General features: G+C 61.8%; 15 protein-coding genes. 9 read left to right on the top strand and 6 right to left on the bottom strand.

The window, feature by feature from the left end; translation table 11 throughout:
• Nucleotide 1: 1 nt before the first annotated feature.
• The 3 genes from QRN22_RS23995 to QRN22_RS24005 all read right to left on the bottom strand — a co-directional run bounded on the left by QRN22_RS23995 (nt 2) and on the right by QRN22_RS24005 (nt 2,828).
• Complete coding sequence (locus QRN22_RS23995; RefSeq protein WP_042555053.1) at nt 2-460, bottom strand: tripartite tricarboxylate transporter TctB family protein; 459 nt, start codon at nt 458-460, stop codon at nt 2-4.
• Nucleotides 461-550: 90 nt separating this feature from the next.
• The gene (locus QRN22_RS24000; RefSeq protein WP_042555052.1) at nt 551-1,534 is read right to left on the bottom strand and encodes a Bug family tripartite tricarboxylate transporter substrate binding protein; all 984 of its coding nucleotides are present in this window, start codon (nt 1,532-1,534) and stop codon (nt 551-553) included.
• Nucleotides 1,535-1,562: 28 nt separating this feature from the next.
• A complete protein-coding gene (locus QRN22_RS24005; RefSeq protein ID WP_042555051.1) occupies nt 1,563-2,828 on the bottom strand; it encodes an OprD family porin in 1,266 nt (421 codons plus the stop codon).
• Between the two features lie 235 nt (nt 2,829-3,063).
• On the opposite strand from QRN22_RS24005, the gene tctD reads away from it, so the two are divergent.
• Complete coding sequence (tctD, locus tag QRN22_RS24010; protein ID WP_042555050.1) at nt 3,064-3,735, top strand: two-component system response regulator TctD; 672 nt, start codon at nt 3,064-3,066, stop codon at nt 3,733-3,735.
• On the top strand, nt 3,728-5,119 hold the full coding sequence (gene tctE, locus QRN22_RS24015) for a two-component system sensor histidine kinase TctE (protein ID WP_042555049.1): 1,392 nt from the start codon (nt 3,728-3,730) through the stop codon (nt 5,117-5,119). Before tctD ends, tctE begins: the two co-directional genes overlap by 8 nt.
• Before the next feature lie 49 nt (nt 5,120-5,168).
• Here tctE and QRN22_RS24020 read toward each other — a convergent pair whose 3' ends face one another.
• Nucleotides 5,169-6,005, bottom strand: a complete 837-nt coding sequence (locus QRN22_RS24020; RefSeq protein WP_042555048.1) for an HDOD domain-containing protein — start codon at nt 6,003-6,005, stop codon at nt 5,169-5,171.
• A gap of 48 nt (nt 6,006-6,053) precedes the next feature.
• Nucleotides 6,054-6,995, bottom strand: coding sequence for a CAF17-like 4Fe-4S cluster assembly/insertion protein YgfZ (gene ygfZ, locus QRN22_RS24025; protein ID WP_042555047.1), 942 nt, complete (start codon nt 6,993-6,995; stop codon nt 6,054-6,056).
• A 197-nt stretch (nt 6,996-7,192) separates the two neighbouring features.
• Between ygfZ and QRN22_RS24030 the strand changes: the two genes are divergently transcribed.
• Both QRN22_RS24030 and QRN22_RS24035 read left to right on the top strand, forming a co-directional pair.
• Nucleotides 7,193-7,447, top strand: coding sequence for an FAD assembly factor SdhE (locus tag QRN22_RS24030; protein ID WP_042555046.1), 255 nt, complete (start codon nt 7,193-7,195; stop codon nt 7,445-7,447).
• Entirely contained in the window at nt 7,431-7,883 is a 453-nt protein-coding gene (locus QRN22_RS24035; RefSeq protein ID WP_042555045.1) for a protein YgfX, read from the top strand. Before QRN22_RS24030 ends, QRN22_RS24035 begins: the two co-directional genes overlap by 17 nt.
• On the opposite strand, the gene nadB is transcribed toward QRN22_RS24035, so the two are convergent.
• Nucleotides 7,852-9,468, bottom strand: coding sequence for an L-aspartate oxidase (nadB, locus tag QRN22_RS24040; protein WP_042555044.1), 1,617 nt, complete (start codon nt 9,466-9,468; stop codon nt 7,852-7,854). The genes QRN22_RS24035 and nadB overlap by 32 nt on opposite strands.
• Before the next feature lie 472 nt (nt 9,469-9,940).
• Between nadB and rpoE the strand changes: the two genes are divergently transcribed.
• From rpoE to lepA, 5 genes are all read left to right on the top strand, one after another.
• Nucleotides 9,941-10,522 carry an RNA polymerase sigma factor RpoE/AlgU gene (gene rpoE / locus QRN22_RS24045; RefSeq protein WP_013792331.1) on the top strand — a complete coding sequence of 194 codons (582 nt, stop codon included), beginning with the start codon at nt 9,941-9,943 and terminating at the stop codon, nt 10,520-10,522.
• A gap of 31 nt (nt 10,523-10,553) precedes the next feature.
• Complete coding sequence (locus QRN22_RS24050; RefSeq protein WP_042555043.1) at nt 10,554-11,150, top strand: sigma-E factor negative regulatory protein; 597 nt, start codon at nt 10,554-10,556, stop codon at nt 11,148-11,150.
• Between the two features lie 11 nt (nt 11,151-11,161).
• Nucleotides 11,162-12,115, top strand: a complete 954-nt coding sequence (locus QRN22_RS24055; RefSeq protein ID WP_042555042.1) for a MucB/RseB C-terminal domain-containing protein — start codon at nt 11,162-11,164, stop codon at nt 12,113-12,115.
• A 160-nt stretch (nt 12,116-12,275) separates the two neighbouring features.
• On the top strand, nt 12,276-13,664 hold the full coding sequence (locus tag QRN22_RS24060; protein WP_419761288.1) for a DegQ family serine endoprotease: 1,389 nt from the start codon (nt 12,276-12,278) through the stop codon (nt 13,662-13,664).
• A gap of 222 nt (nt 13,665-13,886) precedes the next feature.
• Nucleotides 13,887-15,686 (top strand): translation elongation factor 4, encoded by a 1,800-nt coding sequence (gene lepA, locus QRN22_RS24065; RefSeq protein WP_042555040.1) that lies wholly within the window; start codon nt 13,887-13,889, stop codon nt 15,684-15,686.
• Nucleotides 15,687-15,690 lie beyond the last annotated feature (4 nt).

Here is a 15,690-nt window from a genome sequence, read left to right on the forward strand (position 1 = left end):
ATCAGATCTCCAGAGAGGACAGGATGCCGAGAGGCAGGGGAACGTCGAGAATCTTGTCGAACAGCAGGTACAGGCCGACCGCCAGCACCACACCGGAAATCACGCTGGCGACCCAGGTGCCTTCGTACAGGCGGGCCATGGCGATGCCGAAGATCAGGCTGGCCGGCACGAAGCCCAGCGGCTCGAACAGCGCGGCGTAGATGGTGAGGATCACCACGCAGCCAACCACCTTGCGGATCACGTGCTTGTCGAGCGGTGGCTCATCGCTGTGCGACGTGCTGCCGGACGGCTTCTTGACCAGCAGATAGATGGCGCCCAGACCCATGAGGATCAGCAGTAGCAGCGGGTAGGCGCGAGGACCGACCGGCTCGTAGGAGAAGGGCGCGTGATAGCCCCAGGCGACGATGCCCAGCGCGACGCAGGCGAGCAGCAGCACCACGCCGAAAATGCGTTGTGACATGAGGAAATCCTCGTTTTTTAGCAATGGCAAAAGCACCCCCTGGGCAATGCCCAGAGGATGAAAGGAGTCGTATGTGGTTGGCGCCGCGTGTTACTGCTGGATCAGGCCGAATTCCTGGGCCAGTTCCTTGTACTGGGCGACTTGCTTCTTCACGTAGCCGTCCAGCTCTTCGCCAGTCATGGCGAATGGGTACAGCTCGCGGTCTTCACGCAGCTTGGCGAAGTCTTCGGAGGCCAGCAGTTGGTCGAAGGCGTTCTTCCACCAGGTGTAGGCTTCTTCGCTGACCTTCGGGCCGAGGTAGAAACCACGGATTACCGGCCAGACCACATCAAAGCCCTGCTCTTTGGCCGTCGGGATGCTGGACACCACGCTGCCTGGCAGGCGCTCTTCGGAGAACACCGCGAGAATGCGCATGTCACCGCTTTCGATGTGTGGAACGGAGTCGGAGATGTCGGTACTGGCAACCTGAATGTGGCCGCCGAGCAATGCGGTGGCCAGCTCGCCACCACCTTCCATCGCCACGTAGCGCAGCTCGCGTGGGTCGATGCCAGCTGCGCGGGCGATCAGTGCGGTCTGCATCCAGTCCTGGCTGCCCACTGTGCCGCCGGAACCGATGACGACCTTGCCCGGGTTGTCCTTGAGCGCCTTGACCAGATCGTCCAGGGTCTTGTACGGCGAGTCCTTGCGTACCGCCAGGGCGCCGTAGCTGGTGCCGACACCGGCCAGCCACTTCACGGCGTTTTCGTCGAAACGGCCGAACTTGCCTTGAGCCAGGTTGAGCAGCGAACCGCTGGAGAAGGCCGTGATGGTGCCCGCATCGGCAGGGCGCTGAGCAACCACTGCGTTGTAGGCCACTGCACCCACGCCGCCAGGCATGTAGGTCACACGCATCGGCGACTTCAGCAGCTTGCTTTCCACCAGGGCGCTTTGCGCCAGTTTGCAGGTCAGGTCGAAGCCACCGCCAGGCGCCGCCGGTGCGATGCACTCGGGGCGGCGCGGCTCATCGGCCAGCAAGGGGCCGGCGAAGGCCATGCAGGCGGCTGTAAGGGCTATACGGGTGAACGTAGTTTTCATGAAAGATCCCTCTGGTTTTTATTTTGAGTTACCAAATCGGCATGGTGTAGCCGACGATGATTCGATTTTCGTCCGCATCCCGGGCGAAATCGGAGCGGAAGCTGGCATTGCGCAGACGTACATAGACGTCTTTCAGGGCGCCGCTCTGCACCACGTACTTGATTTCGGTGTTGCGCTCCCATTCGCCGCCGGTCTGGTCGCTGCCAGTGATCTTGGCATCGTCACCGCTGATGTAGCGGGTCATGAAGCTCAGGCCCGGAATGCCGACCTTGGCGAAGTCGAAGTCGTAGCGCGCCTGCCAGGAGCGCTCGTCGGCGTTGGCGAAATCGTTGATCTGCACGAAGTTGACCAGGAACGGGTCACTGCCATCGATGTAGGCGAAGCCGGTGTCGCCGCTCATGTCCTGATAGCCCAGGCCGAACTTGTGGCCGCTGATGGCATAGCTGACCATGCCGTTGAGGGCGCGGTTGTCGACCTTGCCGGCCTTGGCGGCGCCGCTGTCATCGCTCAGCGTCAGGCGCAGATCGGAGGACAGAGTACCGCCGCCCAGCGCGTGGCTGGTTTGCAGGCCGAAGAAATGCTGGCGATAGATATCGTCCAGGTCGGCGAAGTAGTAGCGACCCGTCACGCCTTTGGTGAAGGTGTAATCGAAACCGGCCAGATCCAGATGATCGGCCGTGATGTTGCCTGCATAGCGCCCGTTCTTGCTGTTGAGCACGATGTCTTCGGAGTTGGTGGAAGCGCGGTCGATGACCTTGTCCAGGCGCCCGCCCGTGAAGGTCAGGCCGTCCAGTTCGGAGGAGGTGAGCAGGCCACCTTCGAACACCTGTGGCAGCAGGCGGCTGTCGCTGGCCTTGACCACGGGCAGCTCGGGAATGTGCGAACCATAGCGTAGCTCGGTTTCGGAGACCTTGACCTTGGCGGTCAGGCCCAGGCGGGAGAACTCATCCGGCGTGCCGCCGTCGTCCTGAACCGGAAGCAGGTCGGTGCCGGTGCGGCCGCCGCCTGAGTCCAGCTTGACGCCGAGCATGCCCATTGCATCGACACCGACACCGACGGTGCCTTCGGTGAAGCCGGAACGCAGGTCGAGCAGGAAACCCTGACCCCATTCTTCGCGCTTGTTCTGGCCGGTGCCTTCGCGGAAATCACGGTTCAGGTAGATATTGGTAGTGGTCAGGCTGGCGGAGCTGTCTTCGATGAAGGCGGCGTGAGCCATGGGGGCGAGCAGGGCGGTTGGCAGTGCGAGGCTGAGCAGGCTCAACGACGAAATAGCCTGACGGGGGGCGGTCGGCATGCGTGGTAACTCCATTGTTATTTTTGTCACGACCGCACACCACTGTGCAGGTCGTTCTATGAGCGGATCTGGCCGCTCTGCGGTGATCCTAGAAGTGCAACCTTTCACCAACCTTTCAGCGGTGAAAGTTGTTGCCTGTGTGCCGCTGTCGCACGCCGTAACTGCCAAGTTCGCGCGCGAACGGTAAACTCTTGCCACACATGGCGGTCAGTCATGGTTCGGTGTGGAGGTTGCAGTGCGAATTCTGCTGGTCGAAGATCATCCGCAATTGGCGGCGAGCGTTACCCAGGCGCTCAAGAGTGCCGGTTGGACAGTGGATGTTCTGCATGATGGCGTGGCCGCGGACTTGGCGCTGAGCAGCGAGGAATACGCCTTGGCGATCCTCGACGTGGGGCTGCCGCGCATGGACGGTTTCGAGGTGCTGGCGCGCCTGCGCGCGCGGGGCAAGACCGTTCCGGTGCTGATGCTCACCGCGCGTGGCGAGGTCAAGGACCGGGTGCACGGCCTCAATCTGGGGGCCGACGATTATCTGGCCAAACCGTTCGAATTGAGCGAGCTGGAGGCGAGGGTCAAGGCCCTGCTGCGACGCAGCATGCTGGGTGGTGAACAGCAGTTGCGCTGCGGTGATCTGGTCTATGACCTGGATACCCGGCGCTTCACGCTGCTCGAGGAGAGCCTCAATCTGACGTCCCGCGAGCAGGCGGTGCTCGAGGCGATGATCTCCCGACCGGGGCGGGTCATGAGCAAGGAGCAGCTGGCCTCGCAGGTCTTCGGTCTGGATGAGGACGCCAGCGCCGATTCCATCGAAATCTACGTTCACCGTCTGCGCAAGAAGCTCGAGGGCGGCTCGGTACGCATCGTCACCTTCCGTGGGCTCGGCTACCTGCTGGAAGCCACGAGTGGATAGGCCAGGCAGCCTGCGTGGCCGGCTTATCCGGCGCCTGGCTCTGTTGTTCACGGTGATTCTGCTGGTCAGTAGCCTGACTGCCTACTGGAGTGCCCGGCACGCCGCCGACACGGCCTATGACCGCACCCTGCTGGCATCTGCCCGGGCGATTTCCGACGGCCTTTATGCCGTGGAAGGGATGTTGAGTGCCAACGTGCCCTACATCGCGCTCGACACCTTCGCTTACGACAGTGCCGGACGTATCTACTATCAGGTGCTAGGTCCCAAGGGGGAGCTGGTGTCGGGCTACGAAGACCTGCCCGCCGCGCCGCCGGATACTCCGCGCACCAATGATTATCCGGCCCTGGCCAAGTTCTATGACGGTGATTACCGCGGCCAGGGCGTGCGTGTGGTGAGCTTCCTGCAGCCGGTGAGCGAGCCGGGCTATAGCGGCGTCGCCGAGATTCGCGTGGCGGAGACCCAGGGTGCCCGGGAGCGCATGACCCGCGATCTGTTGTTCGGCACGTTGTGGCGCATGGGCCTGCTGTCGATGAGTGCGCTGCTGCTGGTCTGGCTTGCCGTGAGTGCCGGCCTGCGCCCGCTGGAAAGCCTGCGCCGTACGGTGGCGGCGCGCAGCAGCGACGATCTGCGCCCGCTGCCCGACGGCGACATGCCCCGTGAACTGCGCCCTCTGGTCAATGCGCTGAACCAGTTCAATGACCGCCTGCGCGGGCTGTTCGAGCGTCAGTCGCAGTTCATTGCCGACGCGTCCCACGAATTGCGAACACCGTTGGCGGCGCTCAAGGCCCGGGTCGAACTTGGCTTGCGTGACCAGCAGCCCGAGGTCTGGCACGCAACGCTGGAAGACGCCGCGCTGAATGCCGATCGCCTGACGCATCTGGCTAACCAGTTACTGTCCCTGGCGCGTATCGAAAGTGGTGCGCGAGCGATCGCCGAGGGTGGCGCGCTGCGTCTGGACCTCAGCCAGCTGGCCCGCGAGCTGGGCATGGCCCTGGCGCCATTGGCTCATTCCCGTGGGGTCGCCCTGGCGCTGGAGGCCGAGCAGCCGGTTTGGATCCGCGGCGAGCCGACGCTGCTCAACGAGTTGCTGTGCAATCTGGTCGACAACGCCATGGCTTACACCAAGGCAGGCGGCAACGTGATCCTGCGCGTACTGGAGTCGGGCGTGCTGGAGGTCGAGGATGATGGCCCGGGCATTCCCGAGGAGGATCGGGAGCGGGTGTTCGAACGCTTCTATCGGCGTCAGGCCCATGGGCTGGGTGCTGGCCTCGGGTTAGCCATCGTTGGCGAAATCTGCCGTGCCCATCGTGCCGCCATCAGCTTGCACCAGGCCAGCCCCCAGGGCTTGCTGGTGCGTGTGGCGTTTCACAGCGAGGCGGATTAGAGCGCTGCCGTTTCAGGGCAGGGGCGAGCACTGGCTCGCCCCGTGGCTGTCACTGCAGCATGGCCATGGCCGCGTCCATGGCTGCGGACAGATCTTCGTCCGAATGAAGGTCCATGTCAGGCTTGATACCCAATTTGGCGAAAGCCGGAATCCGATTCCAGTCCAGTTGCGTGTAGGGGTGTGGCGTACCGATGAAGCTTTGCAGGGTGGCTACCTGGACCAGGTCCACATAGTCGACCTTGGCGCTGTCGCGGCTGAAATTCAGGTACTGGCCGGGCACACAGGCGATCATTTCCGGGAATTCCCAGGTGCGCAGGATCTTGTCACCGATGATCGGATGGATCTGCTCGATCACATGGTTGAGGCTGATCGAGTCGGCCAGCAGCTCGCTGTGCTCTTCGGCGTAGGTGAGGATCGGCAGCACGCCAATCTGATGCACCAGCCCGGCCAGGGTCGCCTGATCCGGCATCAAGCGGGTGTAGTGGCGGCTCAGTACGTGGCAGATACCGGCGATCTCGGTGCTCTTGTTCCACACTTCGCGCATCTTGCGGTCGACCACGTCGGTGGTGGCCTGGAACATCTGCTCCATCGCCAGGCCGGTGGCCAGGTTGCAGGTGTAGTTGATGCCGAGACGGCCGATCGCCATCTGCAGGTCGGTGATTTCGCGGTTGGTGCGCAGCAATGGGCTGTTCACCACCTTGATGATGCGTGCAGTCAGGGCCGCGTCGTTACCGATGACCTTGCTCAGCTCCGGGATGCCTACGTTGGGATCTTCCGCTGCCTCGCGAACTTTCAGGGCGACCTCGGGCAGGGTCGGGAGAACCAGCTCATCGTTGTCGATGGCCCTGGTGAGATCCAGTTGGACTTTCTCGGCGAGTTTGCTCATGAAATTCTCGTTATCGGCAGAGTGGTGGCGGACTGAGCGCAGTGTACGTCAGCGCTGGATCTCGCGGTTGCTGTCCAGCGTGTACGGCAGGTCCAGCAGGTCGAGCGGCAGGCCTTCCGGTGTGCCGAGATGGATATTGCCATCGTTGGCCGCATCCTCCTGCAGCACGGCCAGCAATTCCACGCCCGTTGCGCTGGGCGCAGCCAGCACCACTTCGCCAACCGAGCTGCGGTGTACGGGGGAGAACAGTTCGGCGCCTGGTTGCGGCGCCTGGTCGGTGTTCAGGGTCAGGCGATAGAGGCGCCGCTTGAGCTTGCCGAGGTACTGCATGCGGGCAACGATTTCCTGTCCGGTGTAGCAGCCCTTCTTGAAGCTGACGCCGCCGACTGCCTGCAGGTTGATCATCTGCGGGATGAACAGCTCGCGGGTCGCGCCGGTCACCTGGCCGATACCCGCACGGATCTGCGCCAGCAGCCAGTCGTTGAGCGTCCCCTGAGGCAGTCGCTCACTCAGTTGCAGGCGAATGCCTTCAGCCTGCTCGGCCGGCGTCCAGAGTTCTGCACGGCCATCGCTCAGGCGGATGGCCAGCAGGCTCTCGGTACTGGCGACGCTGTCGGTTTCCGCAGCTAGCTCCAGGCCCAGTGCCTGCAGCGCGCCTTCGCCACCGCTCAGGCCGAAGCGAACCCAGGCCTCGCTTTCATCGCCGAGCTTGGCCTTGGAAAACACCACGTATTTCTGCAGGTCGGCGAGTTGCGCCTCCAGCAGGTCACGATCCATGGCCAGCAGGAAGCCTTCGGCCACGCTGACGATACGGAAGCTGGAGAGCATGCGCCCTTTTGGCGTGCAGCGAGCGCCCAGGCTCGAGCCGCTGGCGCCCAGATAGTTGATGTTGCAGGTGATCTGGCCCTGCAGGAATTTCCCGGCATCGGGGCCGCGCACGGCGAGGATGCCTTCATGGGTGAGTGGGCAGAAGAAAGCGCTATCGGCCATGGTCGAGAGAATCGCAGGCAGAGAATGAGGTTGCCATGATAAGAGCAGCGGCGAGCCTCAAGCTACAGGCTTCGGTGGGAAAAAACGCTGGCCGACGGCAGGTCATGAGTCTGGCACTGCGCTCGACCTGCACCTGTGACGGCCGCGCACGCTTGCAGCTCTTGTTATACTGCCGGCCCTTTTCCAGGAGCAGCCCCATGGTCGACGCCACTGAACTCAATCGCCTCTTCTGGCACAGCCGACGCGGGATGCTCGAACTGGACGTGTTGCTGGTGCCCTTCGTGCGCGAGGTGTACGCGACGCTCAACGACGAGGATCGCGCTCGCTACCGCAAGCTGCTCGAGTGCGAGGATCAGGACATGTTCGGCTGGTTCATGCAGCGCGGCGAGCCCGAAGACGCGGATCTGCGCTACATCGTTCGCATGATCCTGGACCGTGTCCAGCCCAAGTAAGCGCTTCGAGTGTCACTGGCAGCCGTCGCGGCGGTTGCTGGAAGTCTACCTATGCGCCCAGGCGCTGGCGCTGCTGACCCTTCTACTGATCGATATCCCGCTCTGGGCGCGAATTTCGGCGCTGCTACTGCTCGCCGCCCACGCCGCCTGGGTTCTGCCGCGGCACGTATTGCTGAGCAGCCCCGCTGTCTTTTGCGGGCTGCGTCATGATGATCTGGGCTGGCAGGCTCGCCGCGAGGCGGGTGACTGGCTGCCTGTCACCTTGCTACCCGACAGTGTCGCGCTGCCGTGGCTGGTGATCGTGCGGTTCCGCCTGCCTGGCGAGTACCGGGTCCGCAGCCTTTGCCTGCTTGCCGACAGCATGCCCCACGACGCCCACCGGCGTTTGCGGGTGCACCTGAAGTTCAGCCGTCAGCGTTGGCGGGTCGCAGAATAGTGTCCCGCGCCTGCGCCAGCAGGTCCGGATAGTCCAGCGTGTAGTGCAGGCCTCGAGATTCCTTGCGCTCCATGGCCGAGAGAATCATCAACTCGGCCACCTGTGCCAGGTTGCGCAGTTCGATCAGATCCCGACTGACCTTGTAGTTGCTGTAGAACTCGTCGATTTCGTCGAGCAGCAGGCGTACGCGATGCTGGGCGCGCTGCAGGCGCTTGGTGGTCCGCACGATGCCGACGTAGTCCCACATGAAACGCCGCAGCTCGTCCCAGTTGTGGGCGATGATTACGTCTTCATCCGAGTCGGTGACCTGGCTGGCGTCCCAGGAGGGCAGCTCCGCAGGCATCTGCACCTGATCCAGATTGGCGACGATGTCGGCGGCTGCCGAGCGCGCATAGACGAAGCATTCGAGCAGGGAGTTGCTGGCCATGCGATTGGCCCCGTGCAGGCCGGTGAAGCTGGTTTCACCAATGGCATACAGGCCGGGCACATCGCTACGCCCTGCCTGATCGACGAGCACGCCGCCGCAGGTGTAATGCGCCGCAGGTACCACGGGAATCGCCTGCCGGGTGATGTCGATGCCGAACTCCAGGCAGCGCTGATGAACGGTCGGAAAGTGGCTTTTGACGAAGTCCGCGGGCTTGTGGCTGATGTCCAGGTAAACGCAGTCGACGCCCAGGCGCTTCATTTCATGGTCGATGGCGCGGGCGACGATATCTCGCGGTGCCAGCTCTTCGCGTGGGTCGAAGCGCGGCATGAAGCGCTCGCCATTGGGCAGGCGCAGCAGGGCGCCTTCGCCGCGCAGTGCCTCGGTGATCAGAAAGCTCTTGGCCTGGGGGTGATAGAGGCAAGTTGGGTGGAACTGGTTGAATTCCAGATTGCCGACCCGGCAGCCGGCGCGCCAAGCCATGGCGATGCCGTCACCGCAGGCGCCGTCCGGGTTGCTGGTGTAGAGGTAGACCTTGGCTGCGCCGCCCGTGGCAAGAATGACGAAACGCGCGTGATGGGTGTCCACTTCGCCGTTGCGTCTGTCCAGCACGTAAGCGCCCAGGCAGCGCTGGCCCTCGCGACCGAGCTTGCGTTCGGTGATCAGGTCCACGGCGACGCGCTGCTCGAGCAGCTCGACATTGCTGCGCTGGCGGGTACGTTCGAGCAGGGTATTGAAGATCGCAGCGCCGGTTGCATCGGCCGCATGGATGATCCGTCGATGGCTATGGCCACCTTCGCGGGTCAGGTGGAACTCGAAACCGCCGTCCTCGCGATCGTGTTCATCGTCGCGGGTGAAGGGCACGCCCTGATCGATCAGCCACTGGATGGCCTCGCGGCTGTGCTCGACGGTGAAGCGCACGGCGTCTTCACGGCACAGGCCGCCGCCGGCATTCAAGGTGTCGTCTACATGCGAGTCGACCGTGTCGCTGCCGTCCAGCACCGCTGCCACGCCACCTTGCGCCCAGTACGTCGAGCCATTGGCCAGCTCACCCTTGCTCAGTACGGCGATGCTCAGGTGTTCGGGGAGCGTCAGGGCCAGGGTCAGGCCAGCGGCGCCGCTGCCGATGACCAGGACGTCGTGCTGGAAATGTTGGCTCATTATTCGAGTAATCCGCTGGGTGCCGCCCACTAGTATATAGAGGGGGGCAGCGGCACAATAGCCAGTCCGGTGGGTTGTCTCGAGCAGAAGGTGTATCGTTGCGAGCTGGCGATGTGCCTGCCAAGGTTGTCTGTCGTAAAGTGGTGCTGGAGCTTCATATGCTCCTCTATGGCCAGGATGAACTTTTTTAGTAGTCAAGGTTCTATAGCGGAGTCGCCCCGGAGAGGGATTATGTCTGGTGGCTCGAGCGAATGAAGGTCGCGTCAGCGGGGTTCGTTTCGACAGTCAGGCGATCTAAGACTATTCGCGCAGCAGGGACATAGCTCTGGTGCGCTGTTTCGTGCAAAACCAGAAAATGTTTTGCGGGAAGCTTGTTCGGAGGGGGAGAACTTTTGCACATGGCTCGAGTCTATTTTTGCAGATCGATCCTCTGGCAGACGCAGATCTCCTACGAGCTCAACGAGGAGTATTCATGCTAACCCAGGAAGAGGATCAGCAGCTGGTCGAGCGCGTTCAGCGCGGTGACAAGCGAGCGTTTGATCTGTTGGTGCTGAAGTACCAGCACAAGATTCTCGGGTTGATCGTGCGGTTCGTGCACGACACCCATGAAGCTCAGGATGTGGCGCAGGAAGCTTTTGTAAAAGCTTATCGAGCGCTGGGAAACTTTCGCGGTGACAGTGCGTTCTATACATGGCTGTACCGCATCGCCATCAACACGGCGAAGAATCATCTGGTGTCTCGCGGTCGGCGACCACCGGATAACGATGTAAGCGCAGAGGATGCAGAGTTCTACGACGGCGATCATGCCCTCAAGGACATCGAGTCTCCCGAGCGTGCGTTGTTGAGGGATGAAATCGAGGCAACCGTGCATCGGAGCATCCAGCAACTGCCAGAAGATTTACGAACGGCGCTAACGTTACGTGAATTTGATGGTCTGAGTTACGAAGACATTGCGAGCGTCATGCAATGTCCTGTTGGCACCGTGCGTTCGCGAATCTTTCGGGCGCGTGAAGCCATCGACAAGTCCCTGCAACCGCTGTTGCAGGAAGCCTGAGACAGCGGCGACAGCCAAGAGAGGAACCGCTATGAGTCGTGAAGCCCTGCAGGAATCGCTGTCCGCGGTGATGGATAACGAAGCGGATGAACTTGAACTTCGGCGTGTGCTCGGTGCGAGCGACGATGCCGAGTTGCGTGCTACCTGGTCGCGTTACCAGGTCGCCCGTGCCGTGATGCACAAAGATCTTCTTGTGCCACGTCTGGACATCGCCGCAGCCGTTTCCGCTGCCCTGGAAAACGATGTCACGCCAGTGATGCAGGAAGACAAGAAGGTCGTACGTGGCCCTTGGCGCAGCCTCGGTCGTGTAGCTGTTGCAGCTACCGTAACCGTAGCAGTGCTGGCCGGTGTACGCTTCTACAATCAGGACGATGTTGCAGGAGCCCAGCTGGCTCAGCAGCAGACTCAGCCATCCATCGCTCTGCCGCAGGCTCAAGGGCCAGCGATTCTGGCGGGTTTCAACACTTCGGATGAACAGCCGAGCGTGGAAACCGTCTCTGCAGAAGGCGAAGGCTGGCATGAGCAGCGTCTGCCCGAGTACCTGCGTCAGCATGCTCAGCAGTCCGCTCCTGGCGCTACCGAGAACGCACTGCCGTTCGCCCGGTCCGCGAGTGTAGAAGAGCGTTAAGAAGGACGCGCATGCGCTTCATTCCCGCTACTTCCCTGGTGCTCGGCAGCCTATTGGCAATCCCCGCCATAGCTGCCGACGCTCAGGACTGGTTGCAAAGGCTTAACAAGGCCGAAAGCAGCCAAAGCTTTCAGGGCACCTTCGTTTACGAACGCAACGGCACTCTCTCAACCCACAGCATCTGGCGTCAGGTCGAGCCGGGTGGAGGTGTGCGCGAGCGGCTGTTGCAGCTCGATGGTGCCCCTGAGGAAGTGCTTCGGGTCAATGGCCAGGCGCAGTGCGCCAGTGGCTCTTCATCCGCAGAGCTGGTCGATGACCAGGCCTGGCCGAGCCATGACCTGAACACCGAACAGTTGGGTGAGTGGTATGAGATGCGGGTGACGGGTGAATCGCGTGTCGCGGGGCGTCCTGCGGTGGTTCTCGGGTTATTGCCGCGTGATCAGTACCGATATGGCGTGGAGCTGCATCTGGATCGTGAAACGGGTCTGCCCCTGAAGTCGTTGCTGGTCAGCGATAAGGGCGTGTTGCTCGAGCGCTTCCAGTTCACCCAGCTCGATACCGCGCAAGCGCAACCCGCCAAGGTGCTGCAGCCCTCAGCTGATTGCGCACCTGTACGCCTCGTCAAAGCCGACAAGAAGCGGCCAGAACTCTGGCGCTCCGACTGGGTTCCGCCTGGTTTCAGCCTCAGCGCTGTCACTCAACGTCGAAGCCCCGCCTCCACAGATAACGTCGACTGCCTGATCTACGATGACGGGCTGGCGCGTTTTTCCGTGTTCCTCGAACCTCTGCATGACGCCACGGTCGCCGATGCGCGTAGCCAATTGGGCCCAACCGTGGCCGTTTCGCGACGCCTGACAACTGATGATGGAGATGTCATGGTTACGGTCGTGGGAGAAATTCCACTTGGAACGGCGGAGCGCGTCGCCATGTCGATGCGCGCTGACGATGTGCATGCAACTCCGTAAGGGTCGGTGATAACGATCTCGGACGATTTTGCCGCTGTATCGTCATGTTCTGTTTTACCGATGGCCCCCGCAGGGGGGCTCGTTTGTTCTGGATGGGGAAGAATCTGTAATGTCAATGCCTAGCCTGAAAACCTATGCGGCCGCGCTATTCGCGGTGTTCATGATGGGGCAGTCCATTGCCGCGCATGCGCAGTTGCCGGACTTCACGCCACTCGTCGAAGCCGCTTCGCCCGCCGTGGTCAATATCAGCACCCGGCAGAAAGTGCCGAACGCCGTTGCCAGCAGTGGCGGGTTGTCCGTTCCGGATCTGGAAGGTCTGCCGCCAATGTTTCGCGAGTTCTTCGAGCGCAGCATTCCCCAGCAGCCTCGTTCGCCCGGTGGCGGTGGTCGTCAGCGTGAGGCTCAGTCATTGGGCTCGGGTTTCATCATTTCCAAGGATGGCTACATCCTGACCAACAACCATGTGGTCGCCGATGCCGATGAAATCATCGTGCGTTTGTCCGACCGCAGTGAGCTGGAGGCCAAGCTGATCGGTACCGATCCGCGCAGCGACGTCGCTCTGCTCAAGGTGGAGGCCAACGACCTGCCTACCGTGAAGCTCGGTAACTCCGACAACCTCAAGGTCGGTGAGTGGGTGCTGGCCATCGGTTCTCCGTTCGGCTTCGATCATTCGGTGACCGCCGGTATCGTCAGTGCCAAGGGTCGCAGCCTGCCCAACGAGAGCTATGTGCCGTTCATCCAGACCGACGTGGCGATCAATCCCGGCAATTCGGGTGGCCCGCTGTTCAATCTGGATGGCGAGGTGGTGGGTATCAATTCGCAGATCTTTACCCGCTCCGGTGGTTTCATGGGGCTGTCCTTCGCCATTCCGATGAGCGTGGCGATGGATGTGGCCGACCAGCTGAAGGCCAGTGGCAAGGTCAGTCGCGGCTGGCTGGGGGTGGTCATCCAGGAAGTGAACAAGGATCTCGCCGAGTCCTTCGGTCTGGAGAAACCGGCCGGTGCGCTGGTCGCTCAGGTGCTTGAAGACGGCCCAGCCGCCAAGGGCGGTTTGCAGGTCGGGGATGTGATCCTCAGCCTGGACGGCAAGCCGATCATCATGTCTGCCGATCTGCCTCATCTGGTGGGTGCATTGAAGCCAGGCACCAAGGCCAATCTGGAGATCGTCCGCGAAGGTGCGCGCAAGACCCTGAAGCTGGCCGTCGGTACCATGCCCGCCGATGATGGCGATGAAGCTACCGAAAGCGCTACCCCAGGCGTGGAGCGCAGCAGCAACCGCCTGGGCGTGAGCGTCGCCGAGCTGACCGAAGAGCAGAAGAAGGCTCTGGATCTGAAAGGCGGTGTGGTCATTCGCGAAGTGCAGGACGGTCCTGCAGCACTGATCGGTCTGCGTCCTGGTGACGTGATCACTCACCTGAACAATCAGGCTATCGGGTCGGCGAAGAACTTCACCGAGGTGGCTCAGTCGCTGCCCAAGAACCGTTCGGTCTCCATGCGCGTGTTGCGTCAGGGCCGGGCCAGCTTCATCACCTTCAAGCTGGCCGAGTAGGCCAGGCTGAACAGTCGCTCTGGTTGATGATCAGGAAGGGGTGATGAAAATCGCCCCTTTTTCATGTCCGTGCGCAGCGATTTTTTGTTTCCGCGAGTGCTCCCGAGGCTAAATAGCGCCTTCATGCGCTTGTCCTGACGTGACGTAGGGGCAAGCACTCGGTTAAACTTCGCGGCTATTTTCGGCGGGCAGTCGCCTGCGGCCTTTTTCGAGTGTTGTCCTGTGAGTGACCTGAGTCATATCCGCAATTTTTCCATCATTGCCCACATTGACCACGGCAAGTCGACACTGGCTGACCGGTTCATCCAGATGTGCGGCGGTCTGACCGCGCGCGAGATGGAGGCTCAGGTTCTCGACTCCATGGACCTGGAGCGCGAGCGCGGCATCACCATCAAGGCCCACAGCGTCACCCTGTACTACAAGGCGCAGGACGGCATTACCTATCAGCTGAACTTCATCGATACGCCAGGGCACGTCGACTTCACCTATGAGGTGAGCCGCTCGCTGGCTGCCTGTGAAGGCGCGTTGCTGGTCGTCGATGCGGGTCAGGGTGTCGAGGCGCAGTCGGTCGCCAACTGCTACACCGCCATCGAGCAGGGGCTGGAAGTCATGCCCGTGCTGAACAAGATGGATCTGCCCCAGGCCGACCCGGATCGCGTCAAGGAAGAGATCGAGAAGATCATCGGTATCGACGCCACCGACGCCGTTGCCTGTAGCGCCAAGAGCGGCATGGGCGTCGACGAAGTGCTCGAGCGCCTGGTGCACACCATCCCGGCGCCGACCGGTGAGATCGACGCGCCGCTGCAAGCGCTGATCATCGACTCCTGGTTCGACAACTACCTGGGCGTCGTTTCCCTGGTGCGTGTACGTCACGGCCGGGTGAAGAAGGGCGACAAGATTCTGGTCAAGTCCACGGGCAAGGTGCACCTGGTCGACAGCGTGGGGGTGTTCAATCCCAAGCACACCGCGACCGCGGATCTCAAGGCCGGTGAAGTGGGCTTCATCATCGCCAGCATCAAGGACATTCACGGCGCACCGGTGGGCGATACCCTGACCCTCAGCTCGACGCCCGACGTCGAAGTGCTGGCGGGTTTCAAGCGTATCCAGCCACAGGTCTACGCCGGACTGTTCCCGGTCAGCTCCGATGACTTCGAGGACTTCCGCGATGCACTGCAGAAGCTGACTCTCAACGACTCGTCATTGCAGTACCTGCCGGAGAGCTCCGACGCCCTGGGCTTCGGCTTCCGTTGTGGCTTCCTCGGCATGCTGCACATGGAAATCATCCAGGAGCGCCTCGAACGCGAGTACGACCTGGACCTGATCACCACCGCACCGAGCGTTATTTTCGAGGTGGTGCTCAAGACCGGTGAAACGATTTACGTCGACAACCCGTCCAAGCTGCCGGATGTTTCCTCGGTGGAGGATTTCCGCGAGCCGATCGTTGCTGCGACCATTCTGGTGCCGCAGGAACACCTGGGTAACGTCATCACCCTGTGTATCGAGAAGCGTGGCGTTCAGCGCGACATGCAGTTCCTCGGTACCCAGGTTCAGGTCCGCTACGACCTGCCGATGAACGAAGTGGTGCTCGATTTCTTCGATCGTCTGAAGTCCACCAGCCGTGGTTACGCCTCGCTGGATTACCATTTCGACCGCTACCAGTCGGCCAATCTGGTCAAACTGGACGTGTTGATCAACGGCGACAAGGTCGACGCCCTGGCGCTGATCGTGCACCGTGACAACGCCCACTACAAAGGGCGTCAGTTGACCGAGAAGATGAAAGAGCTGATCCCTCGGCAGATGTTCGACGTTGCCATCCAGGCCGCCATTGGCGGGCAGATCGTCGCGCGTACCACTGTCAAGGCATTGAGAAAGAACGTTCTGGCCAAGTGCTACGGCGGTGACGTGAGTCGTAAGCGCAAGCTGTTGGAAAAACAGAAGGCCGGTAAGAAGCGCATGAAGCAGGTCGGCAACGTGGAAATTCCGCAGGAAGCCTTCCTTGCTGTACTCAAGTTGGATAGTTAGGGCC

Source organism: Pseudomonas sp. MEJ086 (assembly GCF_030209025.1).
In the GTDB taxonomy this organism is placed as follows: Bacteria; Pseudomonadota; Gammaproteobacteria; order Pseudomonadales; family Pseudomonadaceae; genus Aquipseudomonas; species Aquipseudomonas fulva_A.

Bases quoted from the DNA above. Each gene is read 5' to 3' on its own strand.
- QRN22_RS23995 (WP_042555053.1), bottom strand. From the start codon at position 460: ATGTCACAACGCATTTTCGGCGTGGTGCTGCTGCTCGCCTGCGTCGCG.
- QRN22_RS24000 (WP_042555052.1), bottom strand. From the start codon at position 1,534: ATGAAAACTACGTTCACCCGTATAGCCCTTACAGCCGCCTGCATGGCC.
- QRN22_RS24005 (WP_042555051.1), bottom strand. From the start codon at position 2,828: ATGCCGACCGCCCCCCGTCAGGCTATTTCGTCGTTGAGCCTGCTCAGC.
- QRN22_RS24020 (WP_042555048.1), bottom strand. From the start codon at position 6,005: ATGAGCAAACTCGCCGAGAAAGTCCAACTGGATCTCACCAGGGCCATC.
- ygfZ (WP_042555047.1), bottom strand. From the start codon at position 6,995: ATGGCCGATAGCGCTTTCTTCTGCCCACTCACCCATGAAGGCATCCTC.
- QRN22_RS24030 (WP_042555046.1), top strand. From the start codon at position 7,193: ATGGTCGACGCCACTGAACTCAATCGCCTCTTCTGGCACAGCCGACGC.
- nadB (WP_042555044.1), bottom strand. From the start codon at position 9,468: ATGAGCCAACATTTCCAGCACGACGTCCTGGTCATCGGCAGCGGCGCC.
- rpoE (WP_013792331.1), top strand. From the start codon at position 9,941: ATGCTAACCCAGGAAGAGGATCAGCAGCTGGTCGAGCGCGTTCAGCGC.
- QRN22_RS24050 (WP_042555043.1), top strand. From the start codon at position 10,554: ATGAGTCGTGAAGCCCTGCAGGAATCGCTGTCCGCGGTGATGGATAAC.
- QRN22_RS24055 (WP_042555042.1), top strand. From the start codon at position 11,162: ATGCGCTTCATTCCCGCTACTTCCCTGGTGCTCGGCAGCCTATTGGCA.
- QRN22_RS24060 (WP_419761288.1), top strand. From the start codon at position 12,276: ATGATGGGGCAGTCCATTGCCGCGCATGCGCAGTTGCCGGACTTCACG.